Genomic DNA, 24,165 nt, shown 5'->3' with positions numbered 1-24,165 from the left:
AACGCATTGGCTGCGGACGCTAAAACTTTCTTTAATTCATGCGGGGCAACCGATGATTAAAAAAGCTACGCGTATTTTTGAATACGATGTTGTTGCCTTTTTTTCAGGAAGATTTGGTAGAAGCCGGATGCGACGAAGCAGGCCGCGGATGCCTTGCCGGGCCTGTGTTTGCGGCTGCCGTTATTTTACCGAAGGACTTTTATCATCCACTTTTAAACGATTCGAAACAGATTACTGAAGAGCAGCGCAACGAATTGCGCCCCGTTATTGAGCAGCGGTCGCTGGCCTTTGCTGTAGCGCAATTAGATCACAAACAAATTGACAAACTGAATATTTTAAAAGCCTCCTTCAAAGCCATGCACCTGGCCGTAAAAAAACTTCAGGCACAACCAGGCTTGTTGCTGATTGACGGCAACCGGTTCTCGCCCTTTAAAAGGGTACCGCACAAATGCATTGTTGGCGGCGACGGAAAATACGCTTCCATTGCCGCGGCCAGCGTTCTGGCAAAAACTTACCGCGACGATTTCATGAAAGAACTGCACAACAAATATCCGCGGTACAACTGGGCGCAAAACAAAGGCTACGCAACCAAGGAACACCAGGCTGCGCTGGATAAATACGGGCCCTGCCGTTACCACCGCAAAACCTTCCGGCTTGATTACAGCCAGCCGCGATTGGTTACGATGACCCCAAGCGTAAACTCCCTTTCACTCAATAGCGAAGTTGCTGTTTCGGCAGAGTGATTACCCGCTTTCTTTCTTGTTTTTATAAAACCGTTTAAACCCGTGCAGCGTTTTACTGTCTCTGTTTTGTCTTTTATGTGCTGCATAACAAATGTTCTGCCGTAAAAAATGGTTGAAGGTTAACAAGAGCGCCCCGGAATCGGGGCGTTTTTGTGACCGTAGATTACCGGGATTTTTTTTACAGATTTGATTTCTCCTTTGATTCGATGCGACGGATTAGAGCATGAACGGCCGCCTGCAAACCGTTTGATTTTCCTTCGAAAGATTGATACGGAAAGTTTTCAGCCAATGCTAACGCGTTTTTTAATCTGAACTTTTTTTGCGCCACGCAAAAAGCAAAACTTCTCTTCATTAAATAGCCGGCTAAATATTCCTGTTCTGTTTGCCCGGGTGTTGGAATCAAAATGCTTCGCTTTTTTAAAACGGTCAGATCCATTACGGTGCTGTAACCGCAACGGGCAATGACAAGCGATGCATTTCTGATCTTTTCTTCCAGTTCGGCCGCAGGCAAATGATTGTAAACCGAAACGTTTTCCGGCACGTTTAATTCACCGGCTTCACCGGGCAAACCTCTCACCAAAACAACGGGCTGTTCATATTCCTTCAATTCGTCTAAAAGACTTTCTTCAAGCAAGGTTCGCTGCGGCTCTGGACCCGAAAGAAGAATCAGCAACGACTTTCCGTTTTCGGGCATTTGCGCATTGCCGAACCGCGACAAGGTGCCCACGTAACGCAACGGAATTGACGGCAATTCTTCGGGGTGCGAAAGTTCGCCGGCCAAAACCTCGTTACCTTCCGCATCGGGTACCCAGCACTCGTCAAACTTGTTGATGTAACTGTAAGCCATTTCCTGCAAAAAATCTTCGGCAAGCTTCACCGGCGCTTTGATGCGCAGTTGGTGCGTAACAAAAACAGCGTGCACGTCCGCATGATACAAGCCGTAACGGTTATCCGAAATCACGGCGTCAATCTTTTCTTCTTCCACAACTTTTTTCAGCCATTCTTGTTCATCTTTCATGGCCGAAAGAAGTTTGGGAATTTGCGCCACAATTTTCGCTGCCAGTCCCCAGCCCGAAGAAGCATACTCGATACGATAGCCGGGTAATTCTAAAAACGGAAGATGTGGAAACTCCTGTTGCAATAAGGCTTTTTGCTTACTCTCGCCGGCCAGCAAAACCGTGCAGCCTTGTCGGAGCAATTCGCGGACAACCGGAACGCAGCGGGTTGCATGTCCGAGGCCCCAATCGAGCGGCGCCACCAAAATTTTTGGCGATGCAATCGGGCGGTTCATGTTAATTTTCCTTTCTTTTCCAAGGCGCTATACGAAATGCGATGGTAAAATAGTTATTTTACAAACCCCATTATGAAGAAGATAATCTACATGGCACTGTTCTTGACTATTCTCGGTATATCGGGTTGTGCCCGCAATTACTACTCAGGAACTGGAAAAGGCAGCAGTTGCGGATGTCCCGGAAAAGTATAGGATTTAAAACAGATGAGCCATGAAAAACTATAACCGCGACTTGCTCCTCCTCTATAAAGAAGAAGTATATAACGACGACCTTCTGCAAAAAGAAGTCGAGTGTCTTCACGAAATTTTGATGCGGGTGGAACGAGATGATGTTTTTTGCCGCACGCACGAATTGGTTACACGCACACAGGTTACGCAAAAAGAAAAGGCCATACTCAAGGCCATTGCCTGGCACGAGTTAAAGCCTTTTTATTTTTTGATCAGTAAAAATTAGTGCAAACCTTGCAGGGCTGTGCGCAGCTTTTGCAGCATTTCGTCAATCTCCTCTTTTTTGCAGGTGCCCACGCTTAAGCGGTACCAGGGCGAAGACTTATCAGCGCCAAAGGCATAGAACGGAACGATGGCAAGGCCTGCGTTCTGCAACAAATACGACGTTACATCAGCCTGCGTTTCCAACTTCTTTCCTTCGGCCGTTTGTTTGCCGGCAAGGTCAATTTTTATGGTAAGATAGATGGCCGCTTCGGGTGCAATGGCATCCACCGGACAACCGTCTTTTTTCAATTGCACAAAGCCTTCGTAAATGCGGCGGAGCCTTTCTTCTACTTCGGCTTTGAAATGCGTGAAATAGCTATTGATGTTTTCGGTTTCGCCTAAAAATTTCGTGAGGCCTTTTTGTTCCGGCATCGGCGCCCAGGCACCCACGTGCGAAAGAATCGCCTTCATCTTGTTCAACACGTTTGCGGGCCCCATGCTCCAACCAACACGAACACCCGTGGCCGCAAAGCATTTGCTGATGGCGTCAATGAAAATGGTGTACGGCCGCATTTCGGGGTTGAGGGAAACGGGGTCGTAATGTTTGATGCCGTCGTAGGTGAGATGCCAATACATTTGGTCGTACATCACGTACAATTTTTTCGCATCGCCGCGCCGCTTGTTTTCATCCACTACCAATTGGCAAATGGCTTCAAGATCTTCTTTGCGGAAGGTTGTGCCGGTAGGATTTTGCGGTGAGCAAAGCGCCAGAAAAGAAGCATCCTGGATATAAGGCTTTAAATCATCTGCTGTAGGCATAAAACCGTTTTCGGCTTTTGCTTCCACCACCACGTGTTCGGCTTCTACAAAATGTGTATAGTGATTGTTGTTCCAGCTTGGCACCGCATACAATACTTTTTCACCTTTGTCAACCACAGCGCGAAACAAGGCATAGATCAGCGGACGTCCGCCCGAAGCCACCAGAATTTCATCAACGCCGTAATCAAATCCCTGGTATTGTTTTGAGAATTTGCTCAAGGCTTCGCGAAGTTCAAGACTTCCTTCACCAGGAGGATAATTGGTAAAATGTTCGCGGTACGCTTCTACAATGTGGTCTTCCAATCCTTTTGGAATGGGAAATATCTTGGGATCAAAATCGCCAACGGTAAAGTTGTAAATGCGTTCGCCTTTGCGAATGCGGTCTCTTATTTCGCCGCCCAGTTTTACGATCTCTGAGCCGATCAGCGTTTCGGATAAATGCGACAGTTTCATTTTTTTCGAGTTGGCCGCAAAAGTAACGGAAAATGTTTCGGGGTGAGGCCGAACTCCGTCCCGTTCTATGATGCCCAAGCGGCTGCCAGTCATCGGCCGTCGGCTTTCAGCTTTGACTCAGGTCGCTGAAAACAGAAAGCCGATAGCCGACCGCTGAAAACTATTTGCTCCATTTCTTCGTTATTTGCACACCGTGGCAAAACGAAAAGCATCCAAAAATCTTCGCCGTGTACTGTGGGCTACGGTCATTGCCGCAGCGCTGTTTTTAGGCTACCTGTTTTTTCTTTGGCTGCAAGTAAAAGAACCCACTTTTATCCGCTACAAAGAATTCGGCATCAGCATTCCCACGCAGTACGAGATTCACGGCATTGACGTGAGCCGCTACCAAAGCACCATTGCCTGGCAAGAAGTAAAAAAAATGCGGGTAAAGAACGTGCAACTCGGTTTTGCCTTTATCAAAGCCACCGAAGGCACCGGCCTTGTAGATCCTTATTTTAAACGCAACTGGAAAAAAGCAAAAGAAGCCGGCGTGGTTCGCGGGGCGTATCATTTTTTTTATCCGAAAAAAGACGGCAAATCACAAGCGCAAAACTTTTTTGAAAACGTGAAGCTCGAAAGCGGCGACCTGCCGCCAGTGCTGGACATTGAACGCGGCTGGAACATGCCCGTGGACAAATTGCAAAATGAAGTACAGGCCTGGCTGGATGCGATGGAACAGGCCTACGGCGTAAAGCCCATCATTTATACTTACGTTACGTTTTATGAAAAGTATTTAAAGGGAAAATTTGACGACTACCCCTTGTGGATTGCACATTATTATCAGCCCGACAATCCGCGCATTTCAAGGCCCTGGCATTTTTGGCAACACAGCGAAGAAGGCCACGTAAACGGCATCATTGCCAAGGTTGATTTTAACGTATTCAGCGGCGACTCGGCAGCGTTCAGAGCGCTGCTTGTTCCCTGAAGCGTTCACAAGTTTACGTGTTCACCGGTTCACCCGTCGGCGTGCTTTTTCAAAAAGAAGTCTTCACGACGAAAATCATAAACAACGGATTTGCCATAAGCTATGTTTGTGCTTTAGAACAACGCGTGGACTTGTAAACAGGCGAACACGTAAACAAACTCTCATGGACGAATACAATACCGGCATGGACCCGGAGATGAAAGTTTATTTCCAGAAGATCATGAAATCCTTTGGTGCGGTTTCGTTGTGGCTCCTGTTGATGATGACGCTGGGACTCTACCTGCGATTGGGTTATTTCACAAACGGCTTGGATTGGTACAACGGCATTTTCTATTTCATCTTTTTTGTGACGTTGGTTTTGCTTCTTCGTTTTTTGTTTAAGGTGTGGAAGAAGAAAGAATAATTTTTCGCACTGAGCTAAGGAGCAAAGGAGAATGAAAGCGTCTGCGCACATCATGCCAACCACAAAACCGTTATGATGAATGATCGGCCACGATCACCCACTGCCCGGCCATTTTTTGAAGCAACAAAGTAAAGTGTCCGCTCAAATCACCTTTCGTTCGTTTCAACATCCACTTGCCCACAACAAAAAAATAAACGGGTGAAAGTTGTTTAACGCCAATGATGCCAAACGCCAACTTGCCCATCGCTGCCGTATCGGGATAACTTTTCTTGTAATTTTCCAGTGTTTGTTGCCAGCCCCGTGTAACGCCGCTTTTGCCAATGAACATCAGCGAATCGTTCTTCCAATAGGTTTGCATAAAGCCTTCTACATCGCCGCGGTTCCAGGCTTCGGTTTGCACGGAAAGAAGTTGCTGGATTTTGCTTTCATCATTCTTTTGCGCAACGCTCGTTACAGAAACAAAAACGAACAGGAATGGCAGAACTTTTCTCATGGTAAATCTTTAAAGCAAGTTAATTCGCTTGCGCATCAATTCGTGCTACCCGTTCTAAAACCGGTGTTTGCCAATCCATTGGTAGCTTTGTATCATCACTTGTAAGTATGTCGAAGAAGTTTCTTGTATATACCTTGTTCTTTTTGGTGTTGGCTCTGGGTTTTTATTTCACGCTCAAAGCAGTGATGCCGGGCTATTTTAAAAAGCGGGTACCGGCTATCAGTCACGTTGAGCCGTTTTCATTTACCAACCAGAACGGCCAGCGTTTTACCGACGAAAACATCAACGGCAAAGTGGCGGTGGTGAATTTTTTCTTTACTACCTGCACTTCGGTTTGCCCGCGCATGAACAACAATTTAAAGCCTGCTTACGAGGCCTTGAAGAACACACCCAACGTACTCTTTCTTTCCTTTACATCCGACCCGCTGCGCGACTCGGCCGCACGCCTGAAGCGCTACGCCGATTCGATGAACGTGAACACAGACAAGTGGATTTTTCTAACGGGTAGAAAGGACAGTTTATACAAAGCGGCCCGCTACAGTTTTAAAATTGACGACCCCAGTAATTTTGTATCGAACGATACCGTTGATTTTTTGCACTCGCAGTTTGTGGCACTGGTAAACCGTAAGGGCGACGTGGTAAAAATTTACGACGGCCTCAAACCTTCCGAATTAAAAACACTCGAAGACGATGTAAAAGAATTACTCGCCGATTGATGGAAACAAAAACACGCAACCTCCGCCTGAACGATATTCTGCACCGGCGTCAACTTAGCTCTACGGAAAGCCGGCGTAAAATTCTTTCGTTGTTTTTGGCCGAAGACGATGCGCTTGCGCACGGCGATATTGAAAAAAAAGTTGGTGAAAATTTTGACCGCGTAACCATCTACCGCACCCTGCAAACCTTTGAAGAAAAAGGCATCATTCACTCAATTCCCACAGCGGATAATTCTATTCTTTATGCCTTGTGCAAGGAATGCGAAGAAGGTCACCATCACGACGACCACGTGCATTTTGTTTGCACGAATTGCGAAAAGACCATTTGTTTGGATGATGTGATTTCGCCAAAGATTGACTTGCCAAAAGGATACGAAGCGGAAAGCGTGCAAGTGGTGATTAAGGGGGTTTGCAAAGAGTGCTCTGAACCGTGATGTCCGAATCATGGCTTGGGTAGATTAATAAGATTTTGCAGAAAAAAAAGAGTCGTTCATCAAAGAACGACTCTTGCCTTATAAAAATTTTCTATTTCTTTCTGATCCTTCAACTCCACCAAATCATGGTTCAGAAAGCCTTTACTCCTTTCACATATTTCTCCAACCAGGCATTTTGCTCGGCCAGCATGTGCAACAAATTTTCTTTGCCGCGATAGCTGTGTGCTTCGTAAGGCAACAGCACAAATTTCACCGTGCCGCCGTTGCCTTTAATGGCGTTGAACAAACGTTCGCTGTTGATGGGAAAAGTGCCGGGGTTGTCATCGGCCTCGCCGTGAATCAACAACAGCGGCGTTTTTATTTTATCGGCATAGGTAAAAGGACTCATCTTCATGTATAAATCCGGCGCCTGCCAAAAAGTGCGTTCCTCGTTTTGAAAACCAAAGGGTGTAAGGGTTCGGTTGTACGCACCGCTGCGGGCAATGCCGGCTTTGAAAAGGTTCGTATGCGCCAAAAGATTGGCCGTCATAAACGCACCGTAACTGTGACCGCCAACCGCTACGCGGTTGCGATCGCCTACGCCCATTTCGCTCAACTTATTTATTGCAGCTTCGGCATTCAATCGAAGCTGTTCTACAAAATTGTCATTCGGTTTTGTAGTAGAATCTTTGGCCACGATCGGCATCTCGGCATTGTCCAACACCGCATAGCCTTGCGTTACATAAAACACCGGCGAAGCCCAACTGATTGTTGTGAATCTGTTTTGCGAACCGCGTACCTGTGCGGCATCGGCCGCCGAATTAAACTCACGCGGATAAGCCCACATCACCACCGGCAAGGGACCGTCTTTGTCTTTGTTGTAGCCTTTGGGCAAATACAAATCGCCGGTGAGGTCAACGCCGTCGGCACGCTTGTAAAAAACTTTTTGCTTGGTTACACCCACCAGTTGTGGATATGGATTTTGAAACTGCGTGATGGGCTGGTCGGCAATGCGGCGCAGCAAATCTTTAAGGTAGAAATTGGGCACATCGGTTTGCGTTTCTTTACGGGTAACGACGGTCAACGTTTGCGGGTCAATCACGTCAACAACATACTCATAGCTTCCTTCGGGACAACGCCAGATGATGTCGTTTTTCTTCGCTGTTAGATCGTATTTGGCAAGAAAAGGCAGGTCGCCTTTTGCCGATGAACCAACGGGATTGTTCATCAGCAGTTTTGTTCCGTTGTCAACGGTGATGATCACGTCTCTTCCAAAAGCGTTCTTCTTTGTCACCGGTTCGCCGGGATTGTTGTAGGCATCGGTTTGATTCAGGTCGTACAGCTTTTCCACTTCTCCGGTGGAAGGGTTGTAACGGCTCACCCGCATCGTTTGTTTAGAGCGCAGGCCTTCGTTCACAAGCGCAAGCGTTGGATTGCCCCACGCTGTACCGCGATAGCGCATCGTTGTTTTAAACAACATTTTCGGTTCGCCGGTAAACGGCGATGACAAAGCATAAACGGCATCGTGATAATCAACCTGCTTTTTGATCAAGCCGCTGTCAAGTGGTTGCGCCCATACGATGGTTGCGGGTTCGTCATCGCGCCAGTCAAAGCCTCGCGGAACATTTTGCGTATTGTCGTAACCGCTTGGCGTGCCTTCGCTCGACGGCAGATCAGCCAATTGTTTCAACGTTTTTCCGCTCATGTCTGCAATTACAACAGTAGACGGAAAACCACCAACCGTGACGAGGTAAGAAAAAGGTTTGTGAATGATTCTTTCCAGCAGATAATGTTTGTCGGGCGATAAAGCCGTGGAAAGATAAATGGCCGGTGAACCGATTTGGGTTTCAACGCCATTCGTATTCTTCACCAATTGCGAGGTTCCATAAAACTGAAACGCCTCTTCGTCGTACGGCGTTTTAATCAAGTCTTGAAACGTAGCGCTGGGCGCGACTTTACCATAGTTTTCCTGAACGGCTGGTCCTTTGGGTGTAATGTTTTTCTTTGGTGCTGCTGAAGGTGCCGCGGTTGTGGCTTTATACAAAATCGTGTTATCGTCTATCCACGTGTAAGCAGCGCCAAGTGTATTGTTTACCGCTTGCTTATTAAGCTTCGTTGCTTTTTGCGTGGCCACGTCAATCACGTACAAATCCACGCGGTCGGCTGCTGTGTTTAAAAACGCAATCTTCTTTTCCACCGGATTCCAACTAATGTTTGAAGCCAGCAAATTTTGCGGCAGGCCGCTTACCGTAAATTCTTTTCCGGCTTTTATATTCTTCAAGCGAAAGTTGTTGATGAAGATTTGCCGGCTCGGTGAAAAGTTTGCAGGATTCAAACGCAAGCCTGCAATGCGCAGTTCGGGTTGGCCCAATTCTTCAACCGTTGGATAAGGATTGCGTTCGCTGAGCAGCATCCACTCGGCTTTGCTGTCGAGACTAACGGCCGGTGTGGGTTTGGCCAGCAGCAAGCCGGCAATGTCTTTCGGCGGCAGCTTGTAGCCCGCATCGGTTTGTGCTTGCGCGAATGCACAGGAAAGGAAAAAAAGAAAGAGGAAAAGTTTTTTCATGATGGCGAATGTTTGAAGAAACTAAAGTTAGGAGAGAACAAAGTTCAGCACGAGAGAAAGCATAAAATAAAAAGCCTTTCGCGGTGGAAAGGCTTTGAAAATTAATTTGAAGAAGTTCACTTCACCGCCGGCCTTGTCACCTTCTCCATTTCTCCCTGCACAAACAACATCAACTCGCTGATGTAATCCGGTGAAAAGCTAAACTTCAATCCGGCCGCTTCGTACAATTGCGGAAGCGTTTTGGTGCCGCCAAGTTTCAAGGCATTGATGTAATTGTTGATGGCTTTGTCTTTGTCTTCTTTGAACTGTTTCCAAAGACCAATAGCGCCCAATTGCGCAATGCCGTATTCGATGTAATAAAACGGAACTTCGTACAAATGCAACTGCCGTTGCCAGCTAAACTTGCGGTATTCTTCCAGCCCCGAAACATCCAGTGCAATGGACGTATAATCATTCAAAATGCTGCGCCAGTTCTCTTCTCTTTCTTCCAGGGTGTGATTCGGATTTTCGTACACCCAATGTTGAAACTTGTCAATCGTTGCAATCCACGGAAAGATGGTGATCACTCTTTCGAGTTGATGTTGCTTCGCTCTTTGCAAGTCTTCTTCGTTGTCGAAGAAAACATCCCAATAATCCATGCTGAAAAGTTCCATCGTCATGCTAGCCACTTCCGCAATCTCCATCGGGTATTCTTTGAAAGCCGTGAGCGGCAATTCGTGTGCAAGAAAGGAGTGAATGGCGTGGCCACCTTCGTGCACCATCGTGGTCACGTCGCTCATTTGCCCCGCGGCGTTCATGAAAATAAACGGCGCACCGGTTTCGGGCAGCGGGCAATTGTAACCACCGGGTGCTTTGCCTTTGCGTGAATCCAAATCCAATCGTCCCATCTCTTTCATCTTGGTAAGGCATTCACCAAAAAAGGGATTCATGCGGGTAAAGCATTCAATGGTTTTGTTTACCAATTCTTCGCCGGTGGCAAAAGGCGTTAATAGCTTCACTCCCTCTGGTTCCGCTTCGGTATCCCAGGGACGAAGCGAATCCAATCCCAACTTCTGCCGCTTGCGGTCGTAAATGAAATCTACCAGCGGACGCACCTGTGTCTTTACCGCTTCCTGAAATTGAAAGCAGTCTTCTTTTGTATAATCGAAGCGGCCAAGGTCGGCAAACTTGTAATCGCGATAGTTTTGGAACCCTGCGTTCTTTGCCACCTTATCGCGAAGGCCAATAAGCTTTGTAAACAAATCATTCAACTGCTCTTTGTCCTGCAAGCGGCGCTCCTGAATCTTGCGGTAAACTTCTTCACGTAACCCGCGATTCGGGTTTTCCAAAAACTTTGCGGCTTGTTGCAGGGTGTATTCCTGGCCTTGCACTTCCACGCTCATCTTGCCGTTGATAACGCCGTATTGTTGCGCAAGCACCGCAATCTCCGATTGCAGCGGAATGTTCGCTTCGCGAAAAAGCTCGATGCTTTTTTTTACGTTGCGCAAATACACTTTGTACGCATCGCCTTCCAGCGTTTTCGTGTATTCGTTCTCCACCAGCTTGCGATTGAGTTTGTCCGCATAAGGTTTCATGCGCGGCTCAATCTCCGTTACAAAAAACGTGAAAGCATTTTCGAGTTCTTTGTTCTCGGTATCGCAGGTCATGCGTATCTGACGCCAGGCCGCGTCTTCGCTGATCACGGCTTCCAGTTCGCTAACGTCTTGCAACCACTTTTCCAAGTCAGCTTTCGACTGAAGCGGCCTTTCCAAAAGTTCTTTGAAAAATGGTTCCAGCGCAGCCCAATCGCTTATCTTAAAATTCTTTGGCAGGTACGAACGCGGAATGCTCGTTATGTTGGCTGTGTATTGCATGTGTCGTAGATCGTTTATGGTTAAGGATTGCAGAAAGATGACTGATGACAGATGAAGGATGACAGAACTTTCAATCACTGCCGTCATCTGCCATCTTTCATCCGTCATTTATTCTTCGCTTTTCTTCTTTCTTCCCTTGGTAGTCTTTGTTTCTGCGGCTTCCGGAACGGTATCAGGCGCTACGTCAAGCACCACTTTTTCGCCAGCGGCTTCAAGCGTATCGGCTACGTTCTTTTCCTCGCCTTCTTCGGTTTCATTTTCCTGCGGCGTAAAGTCAATGTCGTGTTTTTCCAGAACGCTAAACCAAAGCACCATCTTCTTCATATCGCTGGTGTACACGCGGTCAAAATCCATCTCGGGATAAACTTTTTCAAAGTAAGCCCGCAGGGCTTTGTTGTCTTTCACATCCGGCTTTGCCTCGCCGTTATTTTTCATGGCGGCAAAAACATCCGACAGAGAAGTGTTTTCGCCGGTTGTGTAAATCTCAATGCTTTCGAGGTGCGACAAATTGTGCACGCGGCTCGAAACAAACTTGGTGCTTCCGTCCTCAAGCGAACGCACCACAGCGCCGTCGCTTTTGCTGCTAACGATCTCGTACAATCCCGGCATTCCGGTTACGGCAACAATTCTGCTATACTCCATACAAAAATATTTTGGGCGTCAAAGATACCTCCTGCATCTTAAAGGGCGACGCAAGCCCAAGAAAGTTTTGTTCTTCGGCCATTCTTGGAACGGCGTCATGTTTTATAAGCCAGAAGTTCGTCTATCCATTCAGCTTACGTTGCGTCGCACTCTTGTACGTTCGGTTCGCTATTGAGCAAATCCTTGTCTTCTTTGCTCCGTACGAAATTTTTTCTGAACAAGGCAAGGGCATGTCTTCACGCTGACGCAAGTCAAGCTGCTAATCTTCACATCAGCACATTAGCTAAGCGGTTTTATTAGCCTTAATTAACCTGTGCGCTGCGTTGCGCGGCATCATTTTTACGGACTTTTGTCTTTGGTTTTTTAATACATCTTATGTACAGACGAATTTTACCCTTGATCATTGTGTTGTTTGTTGGACAAGCTTTGTACGCACAATATACCCTCAGCGGAACCGTGAAAGACCAGCAAGCCGGAACGGTTTTAAGCGGTGCCAGCGTGAAGCTGAAAAGCCTGACGGACTCTTCGTTTGCCCGCACTGCCTTAAGCGATGCGGCCGGCCGTTTTTCTTTTCAAAATCTTTCCAAAGACAGTTTTCTGCTTTCCGTTTCCTTCGTGGGTTACGGCGACGTGATACGAAGCATTCGCCTTGATTCCAGCAATGTTCGTCTTGATTCAACCGGCATGGGCATTATGAACTTGTCTGTTACGTTGGTTCCGGGTTCGTCTAAAGATTTGGCTACAGTAGTTATTACGTCACGGGTGCCGCCGGCGGTGCAAAAGGCTGATACGCTTCAAATGGACGCCAGCCAATACAAAGTAAATCCCGATGCATCAACCGAAGACCTGGTGAAAAAAATGCCGGGCATTACCGTTGAAAACGGACAAGTAAAAGCGCAGGGCGATGTGGTGCAGAAAGTCACTATTGACGGTCGCGATTTATTTGGCGATGATGCGACGGCCGCACTGCGAAATTTACCCGCAGAGATCGTGGACAAAATTCAAGTCTTCGACCGTCTTAGCGACCAGGCGGCTTTCACCGGTTTTGACGATGGCAGCGCTACCAAAAGCATTAACATTGTTACCAAGGCCAATATGCGCAACGGCCAGTATGGCCGCGTGTTTGCGGGCTACGGCACCGATGACCGGTACGCTGCGGGCGGCAACGCAACCATCTTTAAAAACAACCGGCGCATTTCTGTTGTCGGCAATTTCAACAACGTAAACCAGCAAAATTTTTCGCAACAGGATTTGTTGGGCGTAACCTCCAACGCACAACGCGGCGGCGGTGGTGGCGGCGGACCACGTGGCGCAAGAGGCGGTGGCGGTGGCAACCGCGGGCAAGGCAGCGGCGGCTTTGGCGGCGGTGGAAATTTTGGTGGTTTTGGAAGTAACGCAAACTTTTTGGTGGGTCAGCAGGCGGGCATTAACAAGACAAATGCTTTCGGTATTAACTATTCCGACATGTGGGGGAAAAAGCTAACCGTTACCGGCAGTTATTTCTTTAACAACACGGGCAACACCACCAACTCGACTTCCAGCCAGCAGTATTATTCGGGGACGGTGTACAACCAGGCAACCAACAGCTCAAGCAACAACAACAACAACCGCGTAAACATGCGGATTGAATGGAAATTGGATTCGGCCAACCAAATTCTTTTTATGCCCAATCTAAGTTTTCAAAACAACAATTCGAATCAAACCGTTACCACCAACAGTATTGCCGGAACCAAAAACATTGGCGCAACAACCAACAACACCAACAGCAACCGCACGGGCAATAATTTAAACAACACCATTCTTTACCGTCACTCCTTTGCCAAACGCGGAAGAACGTTTTCCATTAACCTGAACACGTCTTCAAACGACCGAACGGGCGGTACGTACACCAACAGCCTTCAGCGCCGCTTTGATTCGTTAAACAACTGGCGCGACACTGTAAACAACCGCTTCACCGATCAGAACAGCAACGGCTACCAGCTTTCGGCAAACCTTGTTTACACAGAGCCGCTGGGACTGAAATCGCAACTGCAAGTCAATTACAGTCCGTCTTATTCAAAAAGCAAGGCCGATCAGCAAGCCTTTCGCAACGACGCCAACGGCAAATACACACTCTTTGACACAACACTTTCCAACCGTTTTGACAACACTACAAAAACGCAAAGTGCCGGTCTTGCCTACCGCTACGGCGACAGGGACAACCAGCTTTCTTTCGGCGCTAATTACCAGCACAACAACCTGCTGAGCGACCAAACTTTTCCAAGGGCGTTGAACGTGAACAAATCGTTTTCAAACGTTTTGCCCAATGCCATGGTGCGCTTAAAACTTTCTACGCGAAGCAGCGTGCGGCTGTTCTACCGAGCCAACACAAACAACCCTTCGGTTACGCAGCTTTCCGATGTCGTTGACGTCACCAACCGGCCTTACATTACGGCCGGCAATCCTGACTTAAAACAGCAGTTGTCCAACACAGTGAACGGACGCTATACGTACACAAATCCTACGAAAGGAATTTTGTTTGTGGCCAACTTGTTTTACCAAACCGCCAACGACTATATTTCCAACGCTACGTACATTGATTCAACAACCAGAGATATAGCGGTTCATATTAACAACCGGCAAATTCCCTTGTCGGCAGGCGAACAATTAACGGTACCGGTAAACCTTGATGGTTATCGCAGCGTACGTTCCTTTCTCACCTTTGCGTTTCCGATGCACGTCATTAAATCAAACGTTAACCTGAACGGCGGCGTAACCTTTAGCCGCCTGCCGGGAAGCATCAACGGTGTTACCAATATTTCAAGAAACACCACGTACACAGCCGGCGCTGTCATTGCCAGCAATATCAGCCAGTACGTTGACTTTACGGTTTCGTACACGGCTAATTTTAACAAGGCGGAGAATGACATTCAGCCGCAGTACAATGACAGCTATTTTCAGCACGTGGCCGGTGTGCAATTAAACCTCTTGTCGAAAAACGGCTGGTTTTTTCAGAACGACATCAGCAATCAATTATACAACGGCTTAACGCAAGGCTACAACCAGAACTACACGCTTTGGAACATGTCGGCGGGCAAAAAGTTTTTGAAAGACCGCAAAGGCGAATTAAAACTGAGCGTGTTTGACCTGCTGCGGCAAAACCAAAGCATCACCCGCAACGTAACCGAAACGTACATTGAAGACGTGCAAAGCACCGTGCTACGTCAATACCTGCTGCTCACGTTTACTTATAACCTGCGCAATTTTGGAACGGCTTCCGCCAGGGCGATGAACCGCGGTGAAGGCGGAAGAAATTTTGGCGACGGCCCGCGGTTCTAAAATGTCGAACCGTGATTGTTTGAACCGCGATTGGGGTGGATTAAATGGATTAATCGGAATAAAAAGAGTCGTTCATTATTGAACGACTCTTGCTTTATAAAGATGGTTTGATTTTCTGCTAATCCTCAAAATCCACCCCAATCGAGGTTCAGACATCTGGCTCAGACAATACTTTTTCAATTCGTTCTTTCAATGTTTCATAATCAGTATATCCTTGCGCCAGTAAATAAAATTTTGAATCGCTGACTTGAGCAAGCACGGTGGGAAAACCCGTTACCTGTAATTGTTTGACCAGGGCAAATTCGTAGTGAGCTTTCTCTTTGTATTCTTCACTTTTGAGTTTCGTGTAAAACGCTTCTTCGGGAATGTTGTACTTGGGCAACAGGTGACGATAGGCTTCGCCGTCGGTTAAATCTCTTCCCTCGTAATTCAATGCATACTGTAAATCGCTTGCCATCTGCACGGCTTTGTCGGGATGATATTCCTTCATGATGCACAGCGCAATCGCGGGCATTTCAGAGGAAGGAAACCAGTCGGTTTCATCGGGATGAAAGACGTGCCACAAAAAATCATCTCCGAATTTTATACCCGTTAATTCTTCCACTCGCTTGTAAGCACCCTGAATGTATTTCGCCATTGATGCAAAGTGCTGCGGCTTTTCGGGCAGTATCATGCCGCCGGAAAAAACGTCGAAATCAAACTTGTCGCGGTATTCTTCTTCAATGCGCACAATGACTTTGCTGAAGCCGTAACACCAGCCGCAATACGCATCGTAACAATAAATCAGCAACGGTTTCATGTCTTATCTCCTTTTTGTTATTTCGTCAAATCGCCTGTCGTAATCGCTTCGCAGGGTTCCCATCACCCGGTCCCAAAACGTAAAGTACAAGCCGTAATTGCCTTTAAAAAACTGGTGGTGCTGGTTGTGACTTGTGGACGTGTTAATCCATTTGCCGATGCGGTTTTTGTTGAACCCCGCCGGATAAAGTTCATAGCCCAAATGACCGTACACGTTGTACACAATCATGAAAAAGAAAAAGATAAAAAGGTGCCAGAAGTGAACGGGGATGGTAAACAGAAAAACGGGGAAGATGCCTACTTCAACAAAAGCTTCTAGCGGGTGAAACGAATACGCCGCCCACGGTGAAGGATTGGTGGATTTGTGATGCACCAAATGAAAGGCTTTGAACAACTTTTTGTGGTGCATCAGTCGGTGCGTCCAATAGAAATACGTGTCGTGAATAAGAAACATCAGCGGAAAAGCAAGGAAGAAATAAAGCCATCCGTGCGTGCTGATGTTGCGGTAAAACGTGGTGTGTCTTGCAATGGAAGGAATGTTTAAAAGCACAACCGGCGCGGCCGCAAAGATGCAGATGGTCATGACCGAGTAGCCCATCTCTCTTGCATAATCATCCAGCTTGGGTGCTTTTGGTTGCAGCTTTTTAAACCGCCCGATGTTTTTCAGCAAAACGTAAAACAACAGAAAGGCAAGACCTGCTATAATAAAGTAACGGCTGCCGATGGTGTTGAGATATTTTAGGTATTCGTGAAGCATGGGCGATGTTACTTGCCTTTCGTTGTTTCGATAATTTTTTGAATGGCTTTGATTGTATCAGGAAGAAAATCTTGAATTGCTGTCCATACAATCCGATGATCTATTCCAAAGTAATCGTGAACAAGAATGTTTCGAAAGCCAATTATCTTCTTCCATTCAACTTGCGGATTGGCTTCAGTTATAACCGTTGATAAATTGCGTGCTGCCTCGCCAATGATTTCAAAATTTCGAACAACCGCGTCTTTCGTTCGTTCGTCTGCCATGTAATCGTCAAATGAATAGCCTGTGGTGAAAAGAAGAATTTTGCTCCCTGCTCCGTGGATATCAAGAAGCAGCAAACCGTCTTCGCGTTTAGGCATAAAGCAGGTCCGGTTTAATGGCTTGAAAGTATTGCGGTTTGATGCCCCCTTTTGAAACAACCTGTACTTCTTTTTCTTTAAACAAGTCTTTCAACATAAAGACGCAATCAAAAAATTTGTTGAAATGAGGCTTTTCAAAATCTACCATCAAATCAATATCACTTTGCGCGGTTTGTTCGCCTCTGCTGTACGAGCCAAAGAGTGCTAATTCCGTAAGGCCGTAGCGTTGTGCCAAATCCGGTTTTACCCGCTTCAACTCCGATAAAATGGTTGCCTTGTCCATACTGCAAATTTATTCAGCATTTCCCAGGTAAGCTACACAAGCCAACGCATTTCAACGTTTACGTCAACAATTAACGAATCTTCAAAATAATCAATCCATTAACCCCCTAATGGGCCTCCAGCCAGTTTTCACCCACACCTACTTCCGCTAAAATCGGAATGCCGTTTGGCAGCGTCATGGCGCTTTCCATGCACTCCAACACAACTTGTTTTACTTTTTCTACTTCATCTTTCACTACGTCAAAAACCAATTCGTCGTGCACCTGCAAAATCATTTTTGATACAAACTTGTGCTGCTTGAACGCCTCGTGAATTTTTATCATCGCCAGCTTAATCATGTCAGCAGCCGTGCCCTGAATGGGCGAGTTAATGGCATTGCGTTCGGCATAACCGCGAACGGTAAAGTTGGATGAATTAATGTCGCGCAACCAACGCTTGCGGCCCATCACCGTTTGCACGTAACCGTGTTCACGGGCAAAGTTGATCATGCTGTCGAGATATTTCGTTACACCTTCAAACTCGCGTTTGTAATTGTCAATGATGGTTTTCGCTTCGCTGCGGCTGATGCCCAATGTGTCGGCAAGGCCAAAGGAACTTTGTCCGTACACGATGCCGAAGTTGGTCGTCTTGGCCTTGCGGCGCATCTCTTTTGTGACCGCTTCTTCGGCCACGTTGTAAATTTTTGCGGCCGTGGCGGTGTGCACGTCTTTGTTTTGAAGAAAGGCATCGCACATGTTTTTGTCGCCGCTTAATGCGGCCACAATGCGCAATTCAATTTGCGAATAATCGGCGCTAAGTAAGGTGTGAGCCTTATCGCGGGGAATAAACGCTTTGCGTATCTCCCGTCCGCGTTCGGTTTTAATGGGAATATTTTGAAGGTTAGGATTGTTGCTCGACAAACGTCCCGTTACCGCAACGGCCTGCGCAAAGTTGGTGTGTATTCTTCCCGTCTTTGGATTGATCAGCAAGGGCAACGAATCAACGTAGGTGGATTTTAGTTTGGTGTATTCGCGATAGGCCAGAATGTCGTCCACAATTTTGTGTTCGGCCGCCAGTTTGCGCAACACGTCTTCACCCGTTGCGTACTGGCCCGTTTTGGTTTTGCGTGCCCCGGAGTCAATCTTTAATTTTTCAAAGAGCACTTCGCCCAACTGTTTCGGCGAACCGAGATTGAAACGAACACCGGCTGTTTCGTACACTTTTTCTTCGTGCACTCTCGCTTCCGTTTCCAGCACGGTCGAATACTCGTTCAAAAAGGCCGTATCAATTCGAACGCCTTCAAACTCCATGTCCACGAGCACCGGCACCAACGGGTTTTCCACATCGTTGAAAACGTTTTTGACTTCGTGTTTTTTTAGCTGCGGCAGAAATATACTTTTAAACTGAAGCGTGATGTCGGCATCTTCCACGGCGTATTCTTTTATCTTCTCCAGCTCTACGTCCTTCATGCTGCCCTGGCCTTTTCCTTTTTTGCTAATCAGTTCTTCAATGTGAATGGGTTCATAGCCAAGATACTTTGCACTAAGCCAGTCCATGTTGCTTTTGCCATCGGGTTCAATCAGGTAATGCGCCAGCATTGTGTCGAACAGTTTGCCCTTTAATTCAACGCCGTACCACTTCAGCATCAGCATGTCGTATTTGATGTTGTGGCCGATCCATGTTTTGGATTCGTCGTTGAACAAGTGTGCAAATCGTGCAAGAATGTTTTTTGTTTCAGCCACGTTATCCGTTGGCAACGGCACGTACCAGCCGCGGTGCGGCTCAATACTGAAACTCATTCCGACAAGCAAAGCGTTGTTCGCATCAATGCCGGTGGTTTCGGTATCGAAAGAAATCTCCGTTTGCTTTGAAAGCGCATCCAACAAGGTTTTGAACTCGCTTTCGCTTTCCACGGCGTCGTATTCGTGTGGTGTGTTTTGTGCATTTTTTCCCGGTGCAACAACGTTATTTTCTTCCGGTGCTTCAACCGTTGCCGCATCGCTGCCAAACAAATTGGTTTGCACACCGGCTGCTTGCTTTTTGGGAGCGGAAGCATCGGTGCCGTCTTCGCCCAGGATGCGCTTTATAAAGGTTTTGAATTCCAGTTCGGTAAAAATTTCTTTCAGGCCTTCCTTGTTCAATTCTTTTAGCCGGAAATCTTCTTCGTGAAATTCAACGGGAACGCTTGTGATAATAGTAGCCAGTTTCTTACTCATAATGGCGGCTTCTCTTCCCGCACGAACCTTCTCACCCAACGAACCTTTAATGCTGTCGGCGTTCTCCAGAATTTTTTCCAGCGAACCGTATTCGGTGATGAGTTTGCAAGCTGTTTTTTGTCCCACGCCTGCAATCCCTGGAATGTTGTCCACCGCATCGCCCATTAAGCCCAAAATGTCCACCACGTGCGCCACATCGGGAATGCACCATTTATCGCACACTTCTTTCGGCCCCATGATTTCCACTTCGCCGCCCTGGTAACCGGGCTTGTAAATTTTTACTTTCTCGCTTACCAACTGGCCGTAGTCTTTATCAGGTGTAACCATGTACACGTCGTAGCCCAGCGCTTCGGCTTGTTTACTTAACGTGCCAATCACGTCATCGGCTTCGTAGCCGTCGCTTTCAATGATGGGCACGTTAAAGCCGCGCAGGATGCGCTTGATGTCGGGAATGGCTTCTTTCAAATCTTCGGGTGCTTCCTGCCGGTTGGCCTTGTAGTCCGCAAAATCAGTGTGGCGTTCAGTGGGTGCGCCGGTGTCGAAACACACGGCCATGTGCGTGGGTTTTTGGTTGTTGATCAACTCCACCAGCGTGTTGGTGAACCCGAATTGGGCGTTGGTATTTCTTCCTTTTGAGGTAATTCTTGGAGCCCGAATTAAAGCGTAATAAGCCCGGAAAATAAGGGCATAAGCGTCCAGCAAAAACAAACGTTTGTCCATAGTTTACGAAGATAAGACCTCACGGCCCATTGGCCCATCCCGACGCCTTTTCTGAAACCAGTTAGAGGGTGCTAAAGCCCTTCCCGATGGGAAGGGTAGAAACAGGTTGAAAGCAGAAAAGATGTTCGTCGTTCAAGCTGATTAAATAAGAAGTTGAATCATCGAAAAGCAAGGGTCTGTGCAAAGACGGCCTTCCCACCGGGAAGGTCGGGTCCAAAACAAAACGTCCCGCCGAAGCGGGACGTAGCCTTTCTGTTGTTATAAACTAACCTTAAAACCAACTGCCGATAAAAGATTTGTTTGCGGCTTCGTCGTTCGCCAGCTTGCGCCGGCGGCGGCGTACGCCTCTGCGGTGTTCGGCCATGGTGTAAAGCATCATTGGAATGAACACCAGCGTAAGCGGTGGAATGCCCAACATGCTCACCCAGTTGCCGCCAAATTGGCGCCGCATCGGACGTTTCAAACGCTCTGCAATCAGGTACATGCTCGGTACGATCAACAGCGTCATGAAGAAGGCGAACGCCAGACCGAAGATGATGGTCCATGAAAGCGGTTTCCAGAACACCACGTTGTCGCCACCGAAGAAAATGTGCGGGTTCAAATCCGAGAACAGCGTGACGAAGTTGATGTTGAAACCAACGGCCAGCGGAATCAAACCAAGGATGGCCGCCATTGCCGTTAAGAGTACCGGGATGATCCTTGTCTTACCGGCTTGTATCACGGCCTCTTTTGTCTTCATGCCACGTGCCCGCAACTCGTCGGCAAATTCAATCACAAGAATTCCATTCTTCACCACGATGCCCGCAAGACCCACGATACCGATACCCGTCATTACCACCGACACCGTCATGCCGAAGATGGAGAAGCCAAGCAAGACACCGATGACGCTGAAGATAATTTCCGTGAGAATGATCACCGGCTTGCTGATGCTGTTGAACTGCAATACGAGAATGAAGAGAATCAACATCAGGGCAATCACCAACGCTTTGCCAAGGAAGGCGCCGGTTTCAGCCTGTTGCGCACCTTCGCCTGTTTGGCTGATGTTCACGTTCTCCGGCTTCTTTTTAAAGCTGGCAATGTGTTGTGCCAATACCGCGTTCACGGCTGTTGGCGTGTAGCCGCTTAACACGTTTGAGCGCAGCGAGATTACCCGCTTTTGGTTCTTGCGTTTAACGCTGCCCGCCGTGCTGGTATAATCAACTTTCACCAGGTTGGAGATGGGCACGTTTTTCACGCGGCCGCCGCTGGCCATGTCGCGGAAGGAAACGTTCATGTTCAAAAGGTCAGAGAGGTTCTTACGCTGCACTTCGTTGTTGCGCAACTGGATCTTGTATTCGTCTTCGCCTTCTTTAATCTTCGACACTTCTCTTCCAAACAAACCTGTGCGAATGGCTTGACCAATCTGCGCCGAGGATACGCCTTCAATCAAGGCCCGGTCTCTGTCCACAGATAAAGTAATCTCGGGGTTTTGCAGGTCCACGTCCATCTTCAATTCTTCCACACCCGGCGTATGAATCGAATCGAGGTAATTCTTTAAAGAAACAGCGGTCTTTGTCAGGGCATCAAAGTCTTCGCTTTGCACTTCGATGTTAACCGGAGGATCGGTGGGCGGTCCGCCTTTTTCCTGGTCCACGGAAATCTCCGCACCCGGAATGCCTTTCGTTGCGTTGCGAATGGAATCAAGATAAGGCGCTGTGGATTTGCCGTGACGTTTTTCAAACTCTACAAACGATACCTGTATGCGTCCAAGTTCCGGTCGTGTGCTGCGGTCGCCGCTCGTCGGATCGGAAGCGCCAACGGCAACGTTAGAGATAACACTTTCCACCAATGGATTTGTTTTGCCGTTCTCCGTACCCAGCACTTTATCCACTCTTGTTTCAAGCACTCTTGTCATGGAGTCGGTGTATTTTACATCCGTACCCACCGGCAATTTTAAATACACGTACACAAAGTTTGGATCACCCGAAGGAAAGAACACAATCGGTACGCGGCCGGCTTTTACCGAAGCGCCAAACAAGAAGAAGGTAAAGAGGAGCAGGCCAAAGGTTCCCAACAAAAGATAAACCGGTTTCCATCCGTTCAAGGCCCAACGAAGCGACTTCTCGTACTGCCGCATGATGGCGGGCAACACGCGGTTTTGGAAAGAATGAATCACATCGTTCAGTACAAAACGGTTGAGCAGAACAAGCAGCATGATGGTGAGAAGGAGATTGCCGAGGAAGGGATAACCCATCACATCAAGCAATACACCGCCCGCTATGCCGATCCAGAATGAAGGCTTGCGGAAGATGGCGCTTTTCTTTTCGGGCTCATGGTCTGGATGATTCATGAAGTCCACCGCAAATACGGGGTTCATGATGAAGGCTACGATCAGCGAAGCCGTTAAGGTGAAGATGAGCATCGCGGGCAAATAGACCATGAACTTACCGATGATGCCGGGCCAGAACAAGAGCGGGAAGAAAGGCGCCAGCGTAGTTAGCGTACCAGCAAGCACCGGGATGAATACTTCACCTGCGGCAGCCATTGCCGATTTGGAAGGCGAAAGCCGTCCGCGGTTTTCCACGTAAATGCGGTGCGTGTTTTCAATCACCACAATAGCGTCGTCCACAATAATGCCGAGGCCAAACAGCAGCGCAAAGAGCACAATGAAGTTGAGTGTAACGTGCGAGCCGATGATCAAATCCGCAGCCGGCAAAAACATAAAGGCCACGAACATGCTCAGCGGAACGGACAACGCCACGAAGAAGGCGTTGGTCACGCCCATGAAGAACATGAGGATCAGGAGCACCAGGATAAAACCGATGACGATGGAGTTCACCAAATCGTTAAAGGAAGTTTTTGTTTTGATGCTTTGGTCGCCGGTGATGACGGATTTCAGTTGCGGTGGCAGGGTGCCGTTGTCGCGCAATTCCTGAATGGTCTTGTGCACGTCCGCAGATGTTTCAATCAGGTTTTCGCCGGCACGCTTGATGATGTTGAGCGTTACCACGTTCTTTCCATCAAGACGGGCATAGCTTTCTTTTTCTTTCGTCGTGTCGCGTACGTCGGCAATGTCTTTTAAATAAATGGGTGCACCGCTTTGGTTCCGCACCACGATGTTCTGAATATCAAAAGCCGTGTGAAGCTGTCCTTTCAGTTGCAGGTTGCGGCGGCTGTTGCCCACTTCTAACTGGCCACCGGAGATGTCCATATTCTCGCGGGAAACCGCGCCGGCAATGTCATCGAACGTAACACCCGAGGCTTGCATGCGGTAGTTGTCCACGTTAATCTGGAACTCACGTTCCGGCGCACCCACAATGTCCACGCGGTTGAGTTGCGGCAATTCTTCCAGACGATCTTTTAAATTGTCCGCGTATTTTTTCAATTGCACCGCGTCATAATCGCCGCTTAAGTTTACGTACATGATGGGCTGGTCGGAAAAGCTTACTTCAAGTACCGTGGGCTGTTGCGTTAGATCGGTTGGCAAATCCTGTTTGGCTTTATCCACCGCGTCTTTTACTTTCTGCACGGCCACGTCGGTTTTCACGTCGGTGCTGAATTCAACAATGATGGCCGAATAATCCTGAACGGAGGTGCTCGTCACCTTGTTCACCTTGGCACCGGTGATGCCTTTCAATTGTTTTTCAATAGGACGGGTGACGAGGTTTTCAATGTCCCGTGGCGAGTTTCCCACGTAAATGGTTTGCACGTAAACCGTAGGGATAACAATATCAGGAAACTGCTCTTTGGGCAGCGTCACAAATTGAAAAACCCCGGCCATCGTCACAAACAACATCAAAAGATAGATGGATGTTTTGTTGCGAATGCTCCAGTTGGTTGGCCCGAAGCCTTTGGGCTTCTTGTGCACCACGTTGGACAATTTGTTTTTTATCTGTTCGATCATAAAATGTGTTTGGTCGGTTGTTGATGGGTTGGCCGTTGAGCGTTGGCCATTGGTCGAAAGACAAG

Annotated in this window: 19 protein-coding genes; 7 read left to right on the top strand and 12 right to left on the bottom strand. The window is 47.7% G+C overall.

Annotated features, from left to right (window positions below; genetic code table 11):
• The first annotated feature begins 86 nt into the window (after positions 1-86).
• Positions 87-743, top strand: a complete 657-nt coding sequence (locus FSB75_RS15540) for a ribonuclease HII (protein WP_146792000.1) — start codon at positions 87-89, stop codon at positions 741-743.
• Positions 744-921: 178 nt separating this feature from the next.
• On the opposite strand, the gene FSB75_RS15535 is transcribed toward FSB75_RS15540, so the two are convergent.
• Entirely contained in the window at positions 922-2,034 is a 1,113-nt protein-coding gene (locus FSB75_RS15535; protein ID WP_146789369.1) for a glycosyltransferase, read from the bottom strand.
• Between the two features lie 211 nt (positions 2,035-2,245).
• Between FSB75_RS15535 and FSB75_RS15530 the strand changes: the two genes are divergently transcribed.
• Positions 2,246-2,488 (top strand): hypothetical protein, encoded by a 243-nt coding sequence (locus FSB75_RS15530; protein WP_146789367.1) that lies wholly within the window; start codon positions 2,246-2,248, stop codon positions 2,486-2,488.
• Here FSB75_RS15530 and FSB75_RS15525 read toward each other — a convergent pair.
• A complete protein-coding gene (locus FSB75_RS15525) occupies positions 2,485-3,738 on the bottom strand; it encodes a pyridoxal phosphate-dependent aminotransferase (protein WP_146789365.1) in 1,254 nt (417 codons plus the stop codon). The two genes, FSB75_RS15530 and FSB75_RS15525, sit on opposite strands and share 4 nt — an antisense overlap.
• Positions 3,739-3,931: 193 nt before the next feature.
• Between FSB75_RS15525 and FSB75_RS15520 the strand changes: the two genes are divergently transcribed.
• Both FSB75_RS15520 and FSB75_RS15515 read left to right on the top strand, forming a co-directional pair.
• Positions 3,932-4,702 carry a glycoside hydrolase family 25 protein gene (locus FSB75_RS15520; RefSeq protein WP_146789363.1) on the top strand — a complete coding sequence of 257 codons (771 nt, stop codon included), beginning with the start codon at positions 3,932-3,934 and terminating at the stop codon, positions 4,700-4,702.
• A 163-nt stretch (positions 4,703-4,865) separates the two neighbouring features.
• Positions 4,866-5,105 (top strand): hypothetical protein, encoded by a 240-nt coding sequence (locus tag FSB75_RS15515; protein WP_146789361.1) that lies wholly within the window; start codon positions 4,866-4,868, stop codon positions 5,103-5,105.
• A gap of 70 nt (positions 5,106-5,175) precedes the next feature.
• On the opposite strand, the gene FSB75_RS15510 is transcribed toward FSB75_RS15515, so the two are convergent.
• Positions 5,176-5,598 (bottom strand): YybH family protein, encoded by a 423-nt coding sequence (locus tag FSB75_RS15510; protein ID WP_146789359.1) that lies wholly within the window; start codon positions 5,596-5,598, stop codon positions 5,176-5,178.
• A 107-nt stretch (positions 5,599-5,705) separates the two neighbouring features.
• On the opposite strand from FSB75_RS15510, the gene FSB75_RS15505 reads away from it, so the two are divergent.
• Both FSB75_RS15505 and FSB75_RS15500 read left to right on the top strand, forming a co-directional pair.
• On the top strand, positions 5,706-6,314 hold the full coding sequence (locus FSB75_RS15505) for an SCO family protein (RefSeq protein ID WP_146789357.1): 609 nt from the start codon (positions 5,706-5,708) through the stop codon (positions 6,312-6,314).
• A complete protein-coding gene (locus FSB75_RS15500) occupies positions 6,314-6,748 on the top strand; it encodes a Fur family transcriptional regulator (RefSeq protein ID WP_146789355.1) in 435 nt (144 codons plus the stop codon). The genes FSB75_RS15505 and FSB75_RS15500 overlap by 1 nt, the downstream gene beginning before the upstream one ends.
• A 130-nt stretch (positions 6,749-6,878) precedes the next feature.
• On the opposite strand, the gene FSB75_RS15495 is transcribed toward FSB75_RS15500, so the two are convergent.
• The 3 genes from FSB75_RS15495 to FSB75_RS15485 all read right to left on the bottom strand — a co-directional run bounded on the left by FSB75_RS15495 (position 6,879) and on the right by FSB75_RS15485 (position 11,788).
• Entirely contained in the window at positions 6,879-9,293 is a 2,415-nt protein-coding gene (locus tag FSB75_RS15495; protein ID WP_146789353.1) for an alpha/beta hydrolase family protein, read from the bottom strand.
• Between the two features lie 116 nt (positions 9,294-9,409).
• Positions 9,410-11,254: a M3 family oligoendopeptidase gene (locus FSB75_RS15490; protein ID WP_227990603.1), complete on the bottom strand. Its 1,845-nt coding sequence runs from the start codon at positions 11,252-11,254 to the stop codon at positions 9,410-9,412.
• A complete protein-coding gene (locus FSB75_RS15485; RefSeq protein ID WP_146789351.1) occupies positions 11,255-11,788 on the bottom strand; it encodes a DUF5606 family protein in 534 nt (177 codons plus the stop codon). It abuts the gene before it with no gap.
• A gap of 375 nt (positions 11,789-12,163) precedes the next feature.
• Here FSB75_RS15485 and FSB75_RS15480 point away from each other — a divergent pair, with 375 nt between their 5' ends.
• A complete protein-coding gene (locus tag FSB75_RS15480; RefSeq protein WP_146789349.1) occupies positions 12,164-15,106 on the top strand; it encodes a TonB-dependent receptor in 2,943 nt (980 codons plus the stop codon).
• A gap of 148 nt (positions 15,107-15,254) precedes the next feature.
• On the opposite strand, the gene FSB75_RS15475 is transcribed toward FSB75_RS15480, so the two are convergent.
• From FSB75_RS15475 to FSB75_RS15450, 6 genes are all read right to left on the bottom strand, one after another.
• Positions 15,255-15,905, bottom strand: coding sequence for a DsbA family protein (locus FSB75_RS15475; RefSeq protein ID WP_146789347.1), 651 nt, complete (start codon positions 15,903-15,905; stop codon positions 15,255-15,257).
• Positions 15,906-15,908: 3 nt separating this feature from the next.
• On the bottom strand, positions 15,909-16,661 hold the full coding sequence (locus FSB75_RS15470; protein ID WP_146789345.1) for a sterol desaturase family protein: 753 nt from the start codon (positions 16,659-16,661) through the stop codon (positions 15,909-15,911).
• Positions 16,662-16,669: 8 nt separating this feature from the next.
• On the bottom strand, positions 16,670-17,020 hold the full coding sequence (locus FSB75_RS15465; RefSeq protein WP_146789343.1) for a HepT-like ribonuclease domain-containing protein: 351 nt from the start codon (positions 17,018-17,020) through the stop codon (positions 16,670-16,672).
• Complete coding sequence (locus FSB75_RS15460; RefSeq protein WP_146789341.1) at positions 17,013-17,303, bottom strand: nucleotidyltransferase family protein; 291 nt, start codon at positions 17,301-17,303, stop codon at positions 17,013-17,015. The genes FSB75_RS15465 and FSB75_RS15460 overlap by 8 nt, the downstream gene beginning before the upstream one ends.
• A 106-nt stretch (positions 17,304-17,409) precedes the next feature.
• Entirely contained in the window at positions 17,410-20,217 is a 2,808-nt protein-coding gene (gene polA, locus FSB75_RS15455) for a DNA polymerase I (RefSeq protein WP_146789339.1), read from the bottom strand.
• Between the two features lie 271 nt (positions 20,218-20,488).
• The gene (locus FSB75_RS15450; RefSeq protein WP_146789337.1) at positions 20,489-24,100 is read right to left on the bottom strand and encodes an efflux RND transporter permease subunit; all 3,612 of its coding nucleotides are present in this window, start codon (positions 24,098-24,100) and stop codon (positions 20,489-20,491) included.
• Positions 24,101-24,165: the final 65 nt, after the last annotated feature.

Origin of the sequence: Flavisolibacter ginsenosidimutans (assembly GCF_007970805.1) — a bacterium.
Lineage (GTDB): Bacteria > Bacteroidota > Bacteroidia > Chitinophagales > Chitinophagaceae > Flavisolibacter > Flavisolibacter ginsenosidimutans.
The sequence above is the reverse complement of the archived record's forward strand: the minus strand, read 5'-3'. Positions and strand labels throughout refer to the sequence as shown.

What these genes read in the sequence shown, in the direction of transcription:
- FSB75_RS15540 (WP_146792000.1), top strand. Translation starts at nt 87, where the DNA reads ATGTTGTTGCCTTTTTTTCAGGAAGATTTGGTAGAAGCCGGATGCGAC.
- FSB75_RS15535 (WP_146789369.1), bottom strand. Translation starts at nt 2,034, where the DNA reads ATGAACCGCCCGATTGCATCGCCAAAAATTTTGGTGGCGCCGCTCGAT.
- FSB75_RS15530 (WP_146789367.1), top strand. Translation starts at nt 2,246, where the DNA reads ATGAAAAACTATAACCGCGACTTGCTCCTCCTCTATAAAGAAGAAGTA.
- FSB75_RS15525 (WP_146789365.1), bottom strand. Translation starts at nt 3,738, where the DNA reads ATGAAACTGTCGCATTTATCCGAAACGCTGATCGGCTCAGAGATCGTA.
- FSB75_RS15515 (WP_146789361.1), top strand. Translation starts at nt 4,866, where the DNA reads ATGGACGAATACAATACCGGCATGGACCCGGAGATGAAAGTTTATTTC.
- FSB75_RS15510 (WP_146789359.1), bottom strand. Translation starts at nt 5,598, where the DNA reads ATGAGAAAAGTTCTGCCATTCCTGTTCGTTTTTGTTTCTGTAACGAGC.
- FSB75_RS15505 (WP_146789357.1), top strand. Translation starts at nt 5,706, where the DNA reads ATGTCGAAGAAGTTTCTTGTATATACCTTGTTCTTTTTGGTGTTGGCT.
- FSB75_RS15500 (WP_146789355.1), top strand. Translation starts at nt 6,314, where the DNA reads ATGGAAACAAAAACACGCAACCTCCGCCTGAACGATATTCTGCACCGG.
- FSB75_RS15495 (WP_146789353.1), bottom strand. Translation starts at nt 9,293, where the DNA reads ATGAAAAAACTTTTCCTCTTTCTTTTTTTCCTTTCCTGTGCATTCGCG.
- FSB75_RS15490 (WP_227990603.1), bottom strand. Translation starts at nt 11,254, where the DNA reads ATGACGGATGAAAGATGGCAGATGACGGCAGTGATTGAAAGTTCTGTC.
- FSB75_RS15485 (WP_146789351.1), bottom strand. Translation starts at nt 11,788, where the DNA reads ATGGAGTATAGCAGAATTGTTGCCGTAACCGGAATGCCGGGATTGTAC.
- FSB75_RS15480 (WP_146789349.1), top strand. Translation starts at nt 12,164, where the DNA reads ATGTACAGACGAATTTTACCCTTGATCATTGTGTTGTTTGTTGGACAA.
- FSB75_RS15475 (WP_146789347.1), bottom strand. Translation starts at nt 15,905, where the DNA reads ATGAAACCGTTGCTGATTTATTGTTACGATGCGTATTGCGGCTGGTGT.
- FSB75_RS15470 (WP_146789345.1), bottom strand. Translation starts at nt 16,661, where the DNA reads ATGCTTCACGAATACCTAAAATATCTCAACACCATCGGCAGCCGTTAC.
- FSB75_RS15465 (WP_146789343.1), bottom strand. Translation starts at nt 17,020, where the DNA reads ATGCCTAAACGCGAAGACGGTTTGCTGCTTCTTGATATCCACGGAGCA.
- FSB75_RS15460 (WP_146789341.1), bottom strand. Translation starts at nt 17,303, where the DNA reads ATGGACAAGGCAACCATTTTATCGGAGTTGAAGCGGGTAAAACCGGAT.
- polA (WP_146789339.1), bottom strand. Translation starts at nt 20,217, where the DNA reads ATGGACAAACGTTTGTTTTTGCTGGACGCTTATGCCCTTATTTTCCGG.
- FSB75_RS15450 (WP_146789337.1), bottom strand. Translation starts at nt 24,100, where the DNA reads ATGATCGAACAGATAAAAAACAAATTGTCCAACGTGGTGCACAAGAAG.